This window comes from Clostridium boliviensis (assembly GCF_033342255.1).
Taxonomy (GTDB): domain Bacteria; phylum Bacillota; class Clostridia; order Lachnospirales; family Lachnospiraceae; genus Lacrimispora; species Lacrimispora boliviensis.
This window is the reverse complement of sequence record NZ_JAWONS010000324.1, coordinates 178,338-194,859: the sequence shown is the minus strand read 5'-3', so window position 1 is coordinate 194,859 and position 16,522 is coordinate 178,338. Positions and strand designations below refer to the sequence as shown.

Below are 16,522 nucleotides of genomic sequence, written 5' to 3'. Positions count from 1 at the left end.
ATTTTCCATAAATTGAGAGAGGAGGAGTCCTCACGACTGTGAGTAACAGACTATGAATAAAGGCAAAATCGTTCAGGTCTTAGGACCTGTAGTAGATGTGGAATTTTTAGAGGGCAGCGACCTTCCGAACATTAAAGATGCCCTTGAGGTGGATAATGAAGGAAAACGCTGTGTAATGGAAGTTGCCCAGCATATGGGCAACAGTACAGTCCGTTGTATTATGCTGGCTTCCAGCGAAGGTCTGTGCAAGGATATGGAAGTAACCTCTACAGGAGAGGGTATTAAAGTTCCTGTTGGCGAACAGACACTGGGACGTTTATTCAATGTCCTTGGTGATACCATTGATGATGGAAAAGAATTAACAGAAGGTCCCAAATGGGTCATTCACAGAGATCCTCCGCCATTTGAAGAACAGAGCCCGGTTGCGGAAGTTCTGGAAACAGGTATTAAGGTAATTGATCTTCTTGCTCCCTATGCAAAGGGTGGTAAGGTTGGTTTGTTCGGAGGTGCCGGTGTTGGTAAGACCGTTTTAATTCAGGAGCTGATTCACAATATTGCGACCGAACATGGCGGATATTCTATTTTTACTGGTGTTGGTGAACGTTCCCGTGAAGGAAATGACTTATGGACAGAGATGGGAGAATCTGGTGTAATTGCAAAAACTGCGCTGGTATTTGGTCAGATGAACGAGCCGCCGGGCGCACGTATGCGCGTGGCTGAAACAGGACTGACCATGGCGGAATATTTCCGTGATGAAGAGCATAAAAATGTGCTTTTATTCATTGATAATATCTTTCGTTTTACACAGGCAGGTTCTGAGGTTTCTGCCCTTCTTGGACGTATGCCTTCCGCAGTTGGATATCAGCCGACTTTAGCTACTGAGATGGGAGAACTGCAGGAGAGAATCACATCAACAAGAAATGGTTCTGTAACCTCAGTACAGGCAGTTTACGTGCCTGCCGATGACCTTACGGATCCTGCTCCGGCAACCACGTTTGCACATCTGGATGCAACTACGGTTTTATCCAGAAAGATTGTGGAACAGGGTATTTATCCGGCTGTTGATCCGCTGGAATCCAACTCCCGTATTCTGGAGCCGGATGTAGTAGGGGATGAACATTATGAAGTAGCGCGAAAAGTTCAGGAGCTTCTCCAGAAGTACAGGGAACTGCAGGATATAATTGCGATTCTTGGTATGGAGGAACTGGGTGATGATGATAAGATTACTGTTTACCGGGCAAGAAAGATTCAAAAATTCCTGTCCCAGCCATTCTCTGTTGCAGAGAACTTTACCGGAATTCCTGGAAAGTATGTTCCTTTAAAGGAAACAGTCCGTGGATTTAATGCAATTGTGAACGGTGAGATGGACCAGTACCCGGAAGCTGCGTTCTTTAATGTTGGAACTATTGATGAAGTAATAGAAAAGGCCAAAACATTATAGGCTTGACTTGGAGGTGCTGTCAGTGAGTACAAATACTTTTTTCCTTCAGGTGCTTGCCAGCGATAAGGTTTTTTATAAAGGACTCTGCCAGAAGCTGATTATTCCTCTGGAAGATGGGGAAAAGGCAGTCCTGCCTCATCATGAAGATATGGTAATAGCAGTTGCCATTGGAGAGATGAGACTGTTAGATGAGGATGGAGAGTGGATCCACGCTGTAGTTGGTAATGGGTTTGTCCAGATTATCAACAACCGTGTGACTCTGCTGGTGGACACTGCGGAACTTCCTGAGGACATTGACGAACGGCGTGCCGAAGAGGCCAGGGAGAGAGCAGAGGAGCAGTTAAGACAAAGCAAGAGCATCCAGGAGCATTCTCATTTTGAGTCATCTTTAGCCAGATCTCTGGCCAGACTGCGTACCAAGCATAAGTATGAGCTCCACTAGGAAAATAATAATAGAAACGAGATACCCGTAAAAGCAGAGCCTGCTTAGCCGGGTGTCTTTTTTTGTAAAAAAATAGTTGATTTCTGTCGAATTATTGATGGAGCTGCAGTTGACGGTATATTTGAATGGTGCTATAGTAATCAATAGAAATCCTGTAAAAAACAGGGGAAACAGATAATGGAGGAGTTGTTGTGTTTAGAAATCTAAAGATAAGGTCAAAAGTCTTTGCTGCTTTTGGCATCATTATTGTTTTTGGTATTATTGCCTTTTCAGGTCTTTTGACAGGTATGAAAAAAATTGCAGGAAATGCGCAGGATTTATATGACAAGCCATATTCTGCCGCACAAAGTACATGGGAAATCCGCCGTGGGCTTTTAGACAGCCAGATGGCTCTTTACCGGCTTACCAGTGAAAAGAAGGCGGATTTAAGTAAGGCTACAGAAGAAGCCAGATCGGCTATGGACCAGGACAGCCAAAACATTGAAAAAGCAGTGGCTGATCTGAATCAGAAGTTAAAAACGCAGGAAGAAAAAGACATTCTGGCGAAGATTCAATCAGGTATTTCAGAGACGACCCAGATCAGAGACAACGTACTCAGCTTAACTTCCAATGGAAAACTGGACGAAGCCAGGAATCTTGTTAAAAGTGCATACGAGCCAAAGTTTGAGGAAGTTAAAACCCAGTCCGTGAATCTGGGAGATCTTGTGGCAAAAGATGCCCAGGGATTTGTTGCGTCAGCGGATAAATCCAGTGACTGGTTTTTATTTGCAGGAATTGTGGTTATGGCATTGACCATTATTTTATGCGCAGTTATAGCCATTCTCTTTTCTAAATCCATTTTAAAACCATTGAAGGAACTGGATGTGGCAGCAAAGGAGATGGCAAAAGGTGATTTAAAAGCTGTCCGCTATATTACATATCAGTCGGGAGATGAGCTTGGTGGTCTGGCAGAAAGCCTTCGTTTCACCATGAAGACACTGGATGCATATATTTCTGAGATATCAACGGTACTGTTGCGTCTGTCTAAAGGAGATTTAACTGTTCCGAGAGATCAGATCACTGATTTTCTGGGAGAGTTTTCAGAGATTAAGAGCTCTTTTGTTACTATTTTAAAAAGTTTTAATAATACACTAGGAGATATTCATGAAGCCAGTGCACAGGTAGATGTCAGCTCCGATCAGGTTTCTGATGCGGCCCAGCTGCTGTCACAGGGTGCTACGGAGCAGGCGACTGCATTAGAGGATCTGACAGAGGCTATTTCCCATATTTCTGAGCAGATCCGGGATAATGCAGACCATGCAAAGAAAGCCAATTCTCTAACGGAACAGGCACAGACAGAGGTTTTAGAAAGCAACCGTCACATGGTATCCATGAACGATGCCATGAGAGAAATCAGCCAGTCATCCCAGGAGATTGGAAAGATCATGAAAGCAATTGAGGATATTGCATTCCAGACTAATATTTTAGCGCTGAATGCTGCAGTGGAGGCTGCCCGGGCAGGCGAAGCGGGCAAGGGATTTGCGGTAGTTGCAGATGAGGTAAGAAACCTTGCAAGCAAGAGCGCAGAGGCCAGTAAGAATACGGCTGTTTTAATAGAAAATTCTGTAAATACAGTGGAAAAAGGAATGAGTATTGCAGAACAGACATCTCACTCTCTTAATGTTGTAAGGGAGACCATGGATCAGGTGGTTGATACGGTCAATCAGATTACCCATGCATCGGAACAACAGGCAGAGTCGGTTGAAAGCGTATCAGGAAGAGTCAATCAGATTGCGGCAGTTGTCCAAACCAATTCTGCTACTGCAGAAGAAAGTGCGGCTGCCAGTGAGGAGCTTTCCAGCCAGGCGGCATATTTAGAACAGCTTGTGGAGCGGTTCCAACTTTTTCGGGATAGAAAAGAAACGGATAATTAACAAATGAAATAAGGGGCCCCGGGCAGTGAAATCATCTGCCGGGGCTCCTTATTTAACCTAAAGAGACATCCAGTATCATCATTATAAGAAATCCGGCCATGACTCCTAAGGTTCCAATATTTGAATGCTCACCTAAGTGTGCCTCTGGGATCAGTTCCTCCACAACCACATACATCATGGCACCCGCAGCAAAAGACAGAAGCCATGGCATCAATGGAGCTATTCCTCCTGCAACCATGACAGTGAGGATACCAAAAACAGGTTCCACGATTCCGGATAAGCTTCCCTTTATAAAAGCCCTGCGGGCAGAAAGTCCCTCCTGTCTGAGCGGGAGGGATATAGCCGCCCCTTCCGGAAAGTTCTGAATCCCGATACCAATGGCCAGAGCCATGGCTGAGGTATAAAGAGCCGGGTCCCCTCCATGCTGAGCCGCGAGGGCAAATGCCAGCCCTACAGCCATCCCTTCCGGGATATTATGAAGTGTAACGGCCATGACCAGCAGTGTGGTACGTTTCCAGGAGGATGAAATGCCTTCTGCTTTGTTGGTATTAGGACTGCTGATGTCTGGATGAAGGTGGGGCAGACAGCTGTCCAGCACAATTAAAAACAATACGCCCAGTAAAAAACCTCCGGCTGCAGGAATCCAGCCGATTCCTCCCCTTAACTGTGCCTCTTCTATTGCAGGGATTAGCAGCGACCAGACTGATGCTGCAATCATAACGCCTGCCGCAAATCCCAGAAAAATCCTTTGTACCGATTGATTTACTTCTTTTCGAAAGAAAAATACGACCGAAGCTCCCAGCGTTGTCATTAAAAAGGTGAAACCGGTACCTCCGGCCGCCCATAAGATTGGTATCATAAGTTTCCTCCTTTCCAAGAATAAGTTAGTTAAAACTAACTAATTCTCTTATACTATATCATAAGAAGTAAAAAGGTGCAATGAAATAAATTTCCTTTCCCTTTCCGACAAAATTATGTTAAAATAGACCTGATTTTACATATGAAAGGAAATTAATTAATGAACATAGATAAATACTGGAACAAACGGATTGCAGGACCGTTTTTTATAGCTGCAGTGGCTGCAGCTTGTCTGTCTGCATGCAGCAGTGAGAGCACAGAGTCAAAGGAGACCTTGACTGCCACACCGGCAGCCGCCATCGTTTCGGAGGCAAAAAAAGAGCAGCCACTGACCTTATTGACACCAGGCGGATTTTTGCTTCCAAGTCTTGACGATGTACCGGAGCTGAAAGAAAATCCCATACCAGAGTTTTTGAGAAATGGTGTGGAGCATCCCATAATAGCCAGTCTTCAGGAACGGCTGATGAATCTGGGATTTATGGATAATGATGAACCTACCAATTACTTTGGTAATGTGACAGAGGCAGCAGTAAAGACGTATCAAAGGCAGAATGAACTGGTTCAGGATGGAATTGTAGGACCGGAAACCTTAAATTCCATTATGTCTCCATCTGCTAAGTACTATGCGGTTGCCAAGGGGGTTCAGGGTGATGATATCACAAGGATTCAGAACCGCCTTTACGAACTGGGTTATCTTGCTAATGCGGATCAGGTAACTGGCAGCTTTGGTGACGAGACTGAGGCGGCTGTGATGAAGCTTCAGGAGGTCAACGGTCTCAATGTGGATGGTAAGGTAGGCCGCCAGACGATTAACCTGCTCTACAGTGAGGAGATCCGGCCGAATTACCTGTCCTATGGAGAAAAGAGCGAAGTAGTACTGGCCTGCCAGCAGCGCTTAAAGACTCTGGGATATTTGATGACAGAGCCAGACGGTGCGTATGGAAATGATACGGTAGCAGCAGTCAAACAGTTCCAGTCACGTAATGACCTTGTAGTAGACGGATTTCTGGGACCGTCAACCAGAATAGCATTGAACAGTTCTGGTGCACAACCCAATGGTATGGGGCTTGGTGAACAGGGAGATTCTGTTATTAAAATCCAGCAGCTCTTAAATAAATACGGATATCTCTCAAAAGGGAATATAACTGGCTATTATGGGGAAGTAACTGAAAAAGCGGTGAAAGCTTTTCAGAGCAGAAACGGTCTTTCCTCTGACGGAGCCGTAGGCCAGATGACCATGAACAAATTGACAGGAAGTGGTGTGAAATCGGCCGGTACTTCCGGTGGTGGTTCGGCAAATGACTCCGGAAAAGGCGGTACAGTAAAGGGCGGCTCCGGTGTCAGCGGTCTTCTCTCAATCGCAAGATCCAAACTTGGCAGTCCCTATGTATGGGGATCAAAAGGACCTGGTTCCTTTGACTGTTCCGGCTTTATATACTGGTCGTTGAATCAGGCAGGTGTCCGCCAGAGCTATCTGACTTCTTCCGGCTGGAGAAGTGTGGGCAAATACACGAAGATATCAAGTTTTGGCAGTCTGCAGGCTGGCGATATTATTGTAGTCAGCGGTCATGTGGGAATCGTGGCAGGCGGAGGGAAAGTAATTGATGCTTCTTCAAGTAACGGACGGGTGGTAGAACGGTCTTTAAGCTCATGGTGGAGCAACAACTTTATCTGCGGCTGGCGTATATTTGGATAGGAATGGTTCAGAATAATGGGTATGAAAAAACAGAAAAAAGAGATTAACATGATCACGGATCCGCCGGGAAGGGCCCTCCTTCTTTTTGCTCTTCCCATGATCCTGGGCAATTTATTTCAGCAGTTTTATAATATTATAGACTCTGTCGTAGTGGGGCGGTTTGTTGGGGAAGAAGCCCTTGCTTCCGTTGGGGCATCCTTTGCTATTACCAATGTATTTATTGCCATAGCAGTAGGGGGAGGAATCGGAAGTGCTGTGGTAGTATCACAGTTTCTTGGAGCGAAGCAGACCGGGAATATGAAAACAGCCATTTCCACCACATTAATTAATTTCCTGACTATAGGTATAGTACTTGGCGGGCTGGGTCTGTTTTTCAATACCCGGATTCTACATCTTATGAATACACCTTCCAATGTCTTTGATCAGGCATCGGTATATTTAAGTATTTATTTTATCGGTCTGCCTTTTCTGTTTATGTATAATGTTCAGGCAGCTGTGTTTCAGTCACTTGGAGATTCTAAAACGCCATTATATCTGCTGGTGTTCTCTTCTCTGTTAAATATCGCCCTGGATCTGCTGTTTGTGCTGCAGTTTCATAAAGGAGTAGCAGGTGTTGCTGCTGCAACGCTGATTGCACAGGGATTATCTGCTGTGTTATCGTTTACCATTCTGATCAGACGGATAAGAACTTATGAAACTACGGAATTATTTCATATATATGACTGGAAGATGACAGTTCACATGATGCGGGTGGCAATTCCTTCCACACTTCAGCAGTCCATCGTACACATTGGAATGCTCCTGGTACAGTCGGTTGTCAATGGATTCGGATCTGCTGTTATGGCTGGTTTTGCGGCAGGAACCAGGATAGAATCCATCTGTATTGTACCTATGCTGGCTCTGGGGAATGCCATGTCAACGTATACGGCACAGAACATGGGAGCTAAGAAAACGGATCGTGTCAGGGACGGATACACAGCCTGCTGTAAGATGGCAGCAGTGTTTGCAGTCATTATCTGCATCATAATGGAGAGTTTTGGAGAGGTATTTATCAGAAGCTTCTTAAATGAGAGCAGTGCCCAGGAAGCGTTTGCGACAGGAATCAGTTATGTGCGGTTTATTTCCTTCTTCTTTTTCTTTATTGGATTAAAGGCAATCACAGACGGACTTTTAAGAGGTGCAGGAGATGTTGTGGTGTTTACGGCTGCCAATCTGGTAAATCTGGCAATCCGCGTATCGGGAGCTGCATTATTTGCTCCTGTAATCGGGGTCCAGGCCGTATGGTTTGCTGTGCCAATCGGCTGGACCACTAATTATATCATATCATTGAGCCGGTATCTTACCGGAAAATGGGAAAGAATCCGTCTTATTTCTTAAGGGAAAATGACACGGTAGCTTTAAATAAATCTCCGTCAATAAAAAGGCTGAATTGGCCTCCCTGGAGTTCGGTCAGGCTCTTTGCAATGGAGATTCCCAGACCGCTTCCCTCGGTGGTTCTGGCTACATCTCCGCGGACGAACCGTTCTGTCAGTTCATCCGCGCGGATATTTAACGGATTCTCAGAAATATTCTTTATGGTAAATAAAACGTTCTGATTCTCTCTTACAACATCTACATAAACCCGGCTGTGTGCCATCGCATATTTGAATGCATTGTTGTAAAGGTTCTCAAGTACTCTCCATAAGTATCGTCCATCTGCCTCGATCAGCAGGGATTCGTCTGGAAGTACGGAAACCAGCTCTAAATGGCGCATAGAAAACTTTTCTTCAAATTCTCCATTTGTCTGATGGATCAGTTCAACAAAATCTATACTTGCCATATCCAGCTTTAAGTTTCCGGAGCTGGCCTTAGAAGCCTCTACCAAATCTTCTGTCAATGTCTTTAATCGCTGGGATTTCTGCTCCAGTACCTGCAGATATTCTTGTATTCGTACATCTTGAATATTCTCCCTTTTAATTAAATCCACATAGTTTATAATCGATGTAAGCGGAGTTTTTATATCGTGAGAAACATTGGTAATCAGGTCAGCCTTCAGCCGTTCACTGCGTACCTTTTCTTGCAGTGCAGTTTCAAGTCCTGTGCTGATGTGGTTAATATTCTCAGCCAGTTCCCTCTCTTTTCCATAAAACTTTTTTGTATCAATTTTATAGGTAGTATTTCCATTGGAAATGTTAATAAGTGCCTGATTGATCTGATCAGTCTGCCAGGCATTTCTGTACATCTGATGGAATACCCAAAGATCCAGAATGGCAAACAGCACAGCAACGGCTCCCATCAGTATCCTGGACTCAAAACTGCTGTACGAAAGCAGCAAAAATGCAAAAGCCAGTATCATTACCACATTAAATATCAGAAACAGGGAATAGTTGATGATAATTCTTGTAGTAAAACGGTGATGTTTCAAATAAAGTTCAAAGGTTGTTATCCCTTTATGAAATAGGCTGTTTTTCCATAGAATACCGGACTTATACAGCGCCAGCAGATGTAAAGAAGCAGAGATTCCGGCTGCATAAAGTATCAGTATTTTTATTACCAGTTCTCCATAGTACCACTTCTCAAAAGGGAGAAACAGATGAATAATCTTATAAACGACCAGCTGTGAAAACAGCAGGGCCAAACCAGTGGCAGCCAGATATAAAACCAGACTGAGTTCTGCGGGAAGACGGTCCGGCTTCTGTGCGGCGTGAGAGGAGCCTGATTCGCTGGGATGCCCGGTAAGAAGTACCATAGCATAAAGTGTTGCGATACAACCTAAGAGTCCAAGCGCAAGGCAGATCATACCAATGATGAAAAGAATCCGCATCTGATCAAAGGATTGTGATGCCTGGTAGTAAACATCATCGTAAGGATAGGAGGTATTGACTGCCACAGACATATGATAGTTGCCATTGTTATAGGGATTTACTTTCTCCAGTTCAGAGGCCACATTCTTTGGAACGGACGACAGGTTGGAGTCTACATAAAGGGCCTCTCCTGTAACGTATAAATACTTTCCCAATGCCTTATATTGCTCAATGGTTTTTCCGGAAAAATTGGTGTAGAGTTTATAGTCCTTCTCCGTATTCTGATAGCGGATTTCAAACTTTAAATTCCCTGCATTTTGAATAAAGCGGAAATAAAAGCGGTAATAGTTGCCCAAATGAGATAGAACCTCATAGGAGAGCTGATCTATGGACTGAAAAGAGTCTCCTGGTTCTGATGCCTTGAAGTCAGGTTCATATGCCCGGTAAAGGACCTGGTAATTTAAATCTTCGCCAGTGTCTTTTCCAGGGTGTCCGCCGCTCACCTTAAACTGCTCATTTAAATAATACCCCTTGGACTTAGCGTGGCGGATCATCTCGTCTAATGTGAAATCTTTTGTGGTTCCCGGACCATCTGAAACCCTAATGATAAATTTGGAGTAATCCAGCTTTCCGTTTGTTTCAAATACTTCCTTATATTTTACATAATTAAACAAATCATCAATATCAGATTTTAACTGACTGGTAAATTGCGGTGTATCTTCGTAGGATTCCTGGGTGATCCAGCTGATTCCTTCCCCGTAATGGGTGTTATTATACATGATAGTGACACCGATCACTACAAGAAGGGAGAACAGGAGATGAGCCAGTACGGTCTTATCTTTTCTTTTTTTCATAATAACTCCTATTGCTTTTCGATCTTATAACCTACGCCCCAGACTACCTTTAGATACCGTGGCTCTCTGGGATTGATTTCGATTTTCTCCCGGATATGGCGGATATGAACGGCAACGGTGTTGTCGGCTCCAATGGCCTCTTCATTCCAGATCTGTTCATATATCTCATCAATGGAGAATACCTTTCCTGCATTTTTAACAAGGAGCATAAGAATGTTATATTCAATGGGAGTCAGTTTAATGACTTCTTCATCAACTGTGACTTCCTTATTATCATCATTGATAGCAAGTCCGCCGCATTTGTAGATCTGACCGGCTGGCTGCTGATTCATGTTCCCCAGCTGGGTGTAACGGCGAAGCTGTGATTTGACTCTGGCAACAAGCTCCAGGGGGTTAAATGGCTTTGTAATATAGTCGTCCGCTCCAATATTCAGACCCAGAATTTTATCGGTGTCTTCAGATTTGGCGGATAGAATAATGATGGGAATGCTGCTGGTTTCCCGCACCTTTAATGTGGTACGGATTCCATCAAGTCCCGGCATCATAACATCCAGTATCATTAAATCCACTTCATTCTCATTCAGAAGCTCCAGAGCTTCAAAACCGTCATAAGCTTTGATTACATGAAATCCTTCTCCGGTTAAATATATATCAATTGCTTCGACAATCTGCTTGTCATCGTCACATACTAAAATTTTTTGCATTTGAAAACCTCCTTTTTCAATATTATACAACGAAGGCAGTTAAAAAGCATATTACTTTTTTCTGACTTTTTTACTGTTTAAATTTATAGGAATTTAATAGGTATTACTTCAATAAATGAAAAGCAAATTCAAGATCTTGCTTCTTTACATAAAATGTGTAAGATAATTTTAGTTTATTGGTACCGATTCCTGCATAGCGATAGTCAAATGGATTTCTAACTGATAAGTCTTTTACTTTTATTTTGTATATGATGTTATTTATAGTAAGAATTTCCTGTATTTTGTTTTTATCAACTGAATCATATACGGACGTTAACTGAGTCCATTGAAAAAAATTAATCATTTTAAATACCGCCTTTCTGATTTAAGATTAGTATAACAATGCAGAGCCAGAACAGTAAACAAATTTATGATCATTTTTTTGTAAAGAAACGGAAAATAGCCCGGTTTTTATCATGTTTCCGGCAGATTTTTCATATGCTTTACCAATTCAGTTAAAAGGGTGCTGCTATGAAAATATATGTAGTACAGCCGGGAGACAGTGTAGATTCCATTGCCGCGTCCCAGAACGTTCCGGTAGAAGCATTAACTTATGACAATCAGATATATCCTCCATACCGCCTGGCTGTAGGTCAGGCACTTTATATAAGGGGAGACGGTCCTCCTGAGGACAGGATTCCTCTTTACGTGTTTGGTTATGCATATCCTTTCATAAATCCGGATAATCTGGATCAGACTCTTCCATTTCTCACCGATCTTTACGTTTTTTCCTATGGGTTTACGCTAGAAGGAGAGCTGGTTCCCCCGTTGAGCTCTGACGAGTGGATGATTGACCGGGCCCTGGAAGCGGGAGTGCGTCCAGTTCTGACTTTAACGCCTTTTGGCCCGGATGGCAGGTTTAATAATAATCTGGTAACAAACCTGGTGCATAATCCGCAGATACAGCAGCGTCTGATATGGAACCTGGGGCAGATTATGCAGGAGAAGCGGTTTGGTGGCCTTGATATTGACTTTGAGTACATTATGGCAGATGACCGGCAGGCATATGCTGAATTTGTGAAACGGACCACACAGATCATGAATCAGTTTGGTTACCAGGTAACTGTAGCACTGGCCCCTAAGACATCAGCGACACAGAGTGGACTTTTATATGAGGGCGTGGATTACGGGTTACTTGGGGAAGCGGCCAACAGAGTCTTATTAATGACTTATGAATGGGGGTATACATACGGCCCCCCCATGGCAGTTGCACCAATCAACATGGTTAGAAAAGTGGTCGATTACGCGATAACAGAAATTCCATTATACAAAATCAGCCTTGGAATCCCAAATTACGGCTATGACTGGCCGCTGCCATATGAGCGGGGAGTGACTAGAGCGGAAACCATAAGTAATCTGGAAGCGGTTCAGATTGCCATTGAAAATGGTGTGGAAATTCAGTTTGATGAAGAGGCCATGTCTCCATTTTTCCATTATTGGAAGTTTGGGATTGAGCACGAAGTCTGGTTTGAGGATGTGAGAAGTTATAAGGCTAAATTCGACCTTATTAAAGAATATGGATTAACGGGTGCCGGGTACTGGCAGATTATGCAGTTCTTCCGGGCTAACTGGCTTTTACTCAGTCAGATGTTTGAGGCCAGGAAGGTTGGAGATTAGAATATAATAGGAAGGAAGCCGGCAGGGGGGGGCTCTGCCGGCTTAAGTATGAAAAAAAGTATATAATGAAAGGTTATTGACTTCTTTACAAGTATCAATATACGGTACAATTGTGATGGTAGTATGATATTACTGTGAAGAATTTGTGAAATACAATAACCTTATTTTTATTATGACAGACAGATGTCCTGTTTAATACAGTATAATGGTAAAAAAACAGGAGGTTTGTGAGATATGAAAACATTACGAAATTGCGCTGAGTGTGGAGAATTATGCTGCAGTTGATCTGGCGTTTCAAGAGGTAGTATCAAAAGGAGCCTCCCCTGTTTTAAAACCGACAACGGAGGAATGGGGACAGCGTACCTGCTATATTGCAGACCCGGAAGGAAATTTAATTGAAATAGGTTCATTTAATCAATAAGTAACTGAATAAGGTTCAGCCAAAATGGCTGAACCCCATAAGAACGAACTATTTGCAAAACTGGGAAATTAATTCTAATAAATCACTGAAACTGCATGAACTATAATCAAAATACATAATTAATTACCTCCCTCTTTTACTTATATTTTTTTGAACAACTTTATTTTAACACCATTGGGGAAGCGTTGAAATATAGAAAGAATGGATTAAAAAGCAGCAATTGGTAATAAAGGGGAGGAGCCGGTAAGATTGGCGGATCCTACCGGCTGATGTATGAAAAAGTATTTATATGAAAAGGCTGTTGACCTCTTTGTGATTATTAATATACTGGAAAAGTGTGACAAGAAAATGATGGTTCTGTGAAGAATTTGTGAAAATAAAGTACCAGATGAATTGACACCGTTCCTCTCAATTGATATAATTCCTATAAACATATTAATTAAGTGTGGCATAAGGAGACTATATGAATATTCAGGGAAAAAATCAGAAACTGAGGGCTTATATATCCGATCTGGGCAGCCTGGCAGTTGCTTTTTCTTCAGGGGTGGATTCAACTTTTCTATTAAAAACAGCACACGAAGTACTCGGAGATCAGGTGATTGCAGTGACAGCAAAATCCTGTTCCTTTCCAGAGAGGGAACTGAATGAGGCAATTCAGTTCTGCAAGTCAGAAGGAATCCGGCATTTTATTGTAGACAGTGAAGAACTGGATATTGAAGGCTTTAGCAGCAATCCGAAAAACAGGTGTTATTTATGCAAGCATGAGCTGTTTGAAAAGGTTGCGGAAGTGGCGGTGAAACATGGGATAAAACAGGTTGCGGAGGGATCCAATCTGGATGATAACGGGGATTACCGCCCAGGATTAAAAGCGGTAGCAGAACTGGGAGTGCACAGCCCGCTGCGCTATGCTAAACTGAATAAGGAGGAAATCAGGGAGCTGTCCAGGGGTCTGGGGTTACATACCTGGAATAAACAGTCATTTGCCTGTCTGTCAAGCCGGTTTGTCTATGGCGAGACAATATCAAAAGAAAAGCTGTCAATGGTGGACAAGGCGGAGCAGCTTTTACTGGATCTGGGCTTTCATCAGGTGAGAGTCAGAATCCATGGTACAATTGCCAGGATTGAAGTGCTTCCTGATCAGATTTCCCAGCTTATAACAGAACCTCAAAAAAGTGTAATAACGGCGGAGCTTCACCGGATTGGTTTTTCATACGTAACGCTTGATTTAGATGGTTACCGAATGGGGAGCATGAATCTGACGCTGAATGAATGATATGAATAAGGAGAATCGGCAGGATAAAGTTATTATTTTCTGCAGATTCTCCTTTGCATTGTGTATAAAATATTGTAAATAATATCAGGCAGTTGATTTTCTTTTATTTTTCTGTTATATTGATTTGTTAAACGATTAATTGAAGAGGGATTAACATGTTTTTATATCAGATTGTAAATGAACAGGTGCGTATTTTAGCATGCAGAGGGTATGGTGGAACTGTACGTATCCCTGAGAAGGTTGGTGAACTGCCGGTGACAGAGCTGGCAGAGTATGTTTTTTCAAATGGAGAGGGAAGGCGGGAGATGCTTTCTTTAGCTGGAAATAACGTTCAAATGTGTAATGAAGAGGGTAATCAGGCATCCTATGACGAAAAAGATCTCCCGCCTGAGGTGATCTGTGAACGTTTGCTGGATTTATATCTCCCGGCCTCCATTAGAAAAATTGGGAATTATGCTTTTTATAACTGCTTTGAGTTAAATCATCTGGAATGTTCTAGTTCTATCATTGACTTAGGTTCCGGGCTCTTTACCGGGTGCTCAAAAATAAAGAATCTGGATATTCATATTGTAGATGGAAGCCGTTCCTGCATGCAGGGAATCGTATCGGAACTTCGGCAGGAACTTTATGTAAACTATTATGTCCGGGACAAAGCTGCCAGGCTTATTTTCCCTGAAATGTATGAGGAATCAGTGGAACATACACCAGCCCGGATTGTATTTAGGGAGATGCATGGGTGCGGGCATATGTACCGTTATTGCTTTGATCAGACAGAATTTCAGTTTCATAAATACGATGCATTGTTTCCCCATGTCCGCGTTCAGGAATCAGACCGGCTGGTTTGTGCTCTTGCTATGGGAAGACTTTATACTCCCCTGAATCTGCTGCCTGATGACCGCAGAATCTATGAAAGTTATCTCCGGGAGCATTTAGTGGCAGCAGGAGAAGCAGCGCTGAAAGATAATGAACTGTTTCTCTGGCTGGCATCGGAGTATTGCAGGGAGCAGGCGGAATTTGACCTTTTGATTGACCTGGCATCGGAAAAGAACTGTACAGAGCTTTTAAGCCCATTAATGGATTTAAGACATGTGCGTTTTCCTGTGAAAAAACGGACGTTTTCTTTATAGGTTGCAGTTACAAGGAAAGAAGGTGTATCATATGATTGATCCGGTAAGACAGCGTCAGCTTGATGAGCTGAATGAAGTGGAACTTGGACATGAAATTCTGGATAATGCCAGAAATGAGCTGTATTTGAATTTCCGCTATCTGGATGTGGCGTTAAGCAGCTTTGGGTTTGAAGCAGAACGGTCAGGTATTGGGCTTAGCACGGACGGTTATGTTATCTATTATCAGCCGGAGTATTTATTTTCTCTTTTTCAAAGAGGCCGTGTTTCAATAAACAGGGCTTATCTTCATATGCTTTTCCATTGTTTGTTCTGGCATCTGGGTTCTATGGGAAGACGGCAAAAGCGGTATTGGGATCTGGCCTGTGACATTGCGTCAGAGTCTATTTTGGACAGCTTTTATGTGAAATCGGTTTACCGTCATCAGTCCCCGTACCGGCGTGAAATATACGGACAGATGGGTACCAGGCTTTCTGTACTTACGGCAGAAGGAATTTACCATACCCTTATGGAAATGGATCTGGCTGAGGATACACTCCGCCGGATGGAGACAGAATTTTATGTGGACAGTCATAATAAATGGGAACAGGAGGAAGATCCCCGCCTTAAGATAGAGCGCCAGAACAAGTGGCAGAATATCAGGGAGAAGATGGAAACAGAGGTGGAAGCCTTCGGTGAAAAGGAAGATGATTCATCCAGAGAGTTTCTGGAACAGGTAAAGATAGAAAACCGGGAACGGTATGATTATAAACGGTTTTTGAGGAAATTTGCAGTTCTGAAAGAAGAAGCGGAGATTGATCCGGATTCATTTGATTCCATATTTTATACTTATGGTCTGTCACTCTACAAAAATATGCCTTTGATTGAGCCTCTTGAGACAAGAGAGGTTTTTAAAATCGAAGATTTTGTGATCGTGATAGATACCTCCATGTCGGTTTCCGGTGATCTGGTCCGCAGCTTTTTAGAGGAAACCTATGAAGTTCTCCGTGAAACAGAGAGCTATTTTCGAAAGATTAATATTCATATCATACAGTGTGATGATCAGATCCGATCAGATGAAGCCATTACAAGCAGAGAAGAGATGGAAGATTATATGGAGCATTTCACTCTTTCCGGATTTGGTGGAACCGATTTCAGGCCTGCATTTGAATATGTAAATGGACTTATTAATCGGGGAGTCTTTAAAAAACTTCGCGGATTGTTGTATTTTACTGATGGGAAAGGTATCTATCCCGTAAAAATGCCTCCATATGAAACAGCATTTGTGTTTATGGAAGATCAGTATGAGGACATATCAGTTCCTGGCTGGGCCATGAAGGTCATATTGACCAGGGAAGATCTGGAAGTAAAATGACAG

The 16,522-nt window shown here is 43.0% G+C and carries 12 protein-coding genes and 1 pseudogene; 10 read left to right on the top strand and 3 right to left on the bottom strand.

What is annotated here, in order from left to right; translation table 11 throughout:
* The first annotated feature begins 52 nt into the window (after positions 1-52).
* From atpD to RZO55_RS22890, 3 genes are all read left to right on the top strand, one after another.
* The gene (atpD, locus tag RZO55_RS22900) at positions 53-1,441 is read left to right on the top strand and encodes a F0F1 ATP synthase subunit beta (RefSeq protein ID WP_318066559.1); all 1,389 of its coding nucleotides are present in this window, start codon (positions 53-55) and stop codon (positions 1,439-1,441) included.
* A 22-nt stretch (positions 1,442-1,463) separates the two neighbouring features.
* On the top strand, positions 1,464-1,883 hold the full coding sequence (gene atpC / locus RZO55_RS22895; RefSeq protein ID WP_097005472.1) for an ATP synthase F1 subunit epsilon: 420 nt from the start codon (positions 1,464-1,466) through the stop codon (positions 1,881-1,883).
* Between the two features lie 191 nt (positions 1,884-2,074).
* Positions 2,075-3,796, top strand: a complete 1,722-nt coding sequence (locus RZO55_RS22890) for a methyl-accepting chemotaxis protein (protein ID WP_318066558.1) — start codon at positions 2,075-2,077, stop codon at positions 3,794-3,796.
* A 52-nt stretch (positions 3,797-3,848) separates the two neighbouring features.
* On the opposite strand, the gene RZO55_RS22885 is transcribed toward RZO55_RS22890, so the two are convergent.
* Entirely contained in the window at positions 3,849-4,655 is an 807-nt protein-coding gene (locus RZO55_RS22885; protein WP_318066557.1) for a ZIP family metal transporter, read from the bottom strand.
* Positions 4,656-4,814: 159 nt separating this feature from the next.
* On the opposite strand from RZO55_RS22885, the gene RZO55_RS22880 reads away from it, so the two are divergent.
* Together RZO55_RS22880 and RZO55_RS22875 are read left to right on the top strand one after the other, a co-directional pair.
* A complete protein-coding gene (locus RZO55_RS22880; protein ID WP_318066556.1) occupies positions 4,815-6,350 on the top strand; it encodes a C40 family peptidase in 1,536 nt (511 codons plus the stop codon).
* A 21-nt stretch (positions 6,351-6,371) separates the two neighbouring features.
* A complete protein-coding gene (locus tag RZO55_RS22875; protein ID WP_336624353.1) occupies positions 6,372-7,727 on the top strand; it encodes an MATE family efflux transporter in 1,356 nt (451 codons plus the stop codon).
* On the opposite strand, the gene RZO55_RS22870 is transcribed toward RZO55_RS22875, so the two are convergent.
* Both RZO55_RS22870 and RZO55_RS22865 read right to left on the bottom strand, forming a co-directional pair.
* Positions 7,717-9,987, bottom strand: a complete 2,271-nt coding sequence (locus RZO55_RS22870) for a sensor histidine kinase (protein ID WP_318066554.1) — start codon at positions 9,985-9,987, stop codon at positions 7,717-7,719. The two genes, RZO55_RS22875 and RZO55_RS22870, sit on opposite strands and share 11 nt — an antisense overlap.
* An 8-nt stretch (positions 9,988-9,995) precedes the next feature.
* Positions 9,996-10,691, bottom strand: coding sequence for a response regulator transcription factor (locus tag RZO55_RS22865; RefSeq protein WP_318066553.1), 696 nt, complete (start codon positions 10,689-10,691; stop codon positions 9,996-9,998).
* 510 nt (positions 10,692-11,201) lie between these two features.
* Here RZO55_RS22865 and RZO55_RS22860 point away from each other — a divergent pair.
* The 5 genes and pseudogenes from RZO55_RS22860 (at position 11,202) to RZO55_RS22840 (ending at position 16,519) form a co-directional block, all read left to right on the top strand.
* Positions 11,202-12,347, top strand: a complete 1,146-nt coding sequence (locus RZO55_RS22860; protein ID WP_318066552.1) for a glycosyl hydrolase family 18 protein — start codon at positions 11,202-11,204, stop codon at positions 12,345-12,347.
* 241 nt (positions 12,348-12,588) lie between these two features.
* Positions 12,589-12,768 (top strand): annotated as a pseudogene (locus RZO55_RS22855) (VOC family protein); the annotation flags it as partial.
* Between the two features lie 463 nt (positions 12,769-13,231).
* Entirely contained in the window at positions 13,232-14,041 is an 810-nt protein-coding gene (larE, locus tag RZO55_RS22850) for an ATP-dependent sacrificial sulfur transferase LarE (protein WP_318066551.1), read from the top strand.
* A gap of 155 nt (positions 14,042-14,196) precedes the next feature.
* Positions 14,197-15,168 carry a leucine-rich repeat protein gene (locus RZO55_RS22845; RefSeq protein WP_318066550.1) on the top strand — a complete coding sequence of 324 codons (972 nt, stop codon included), beginning with the start codon at positions 14,197-14,199 and terminating at the stop codon, positions 15,166-15,168.
* Between the two features lie 31 nt (positions 15,169-15,199).
* Positions 15,200-16,519, top strand: a complete 1,320-nt coding sequence (locus RZO55_RS22840) for a vWA domain-containing protein (RefSeq protein ID WP_318066549.1) — start codon at positions 15,200-15,202, stop codon at positions 16,517-16,519.
* Positions 16,520-16,522 lie beyond the last annotated feature (3 nt).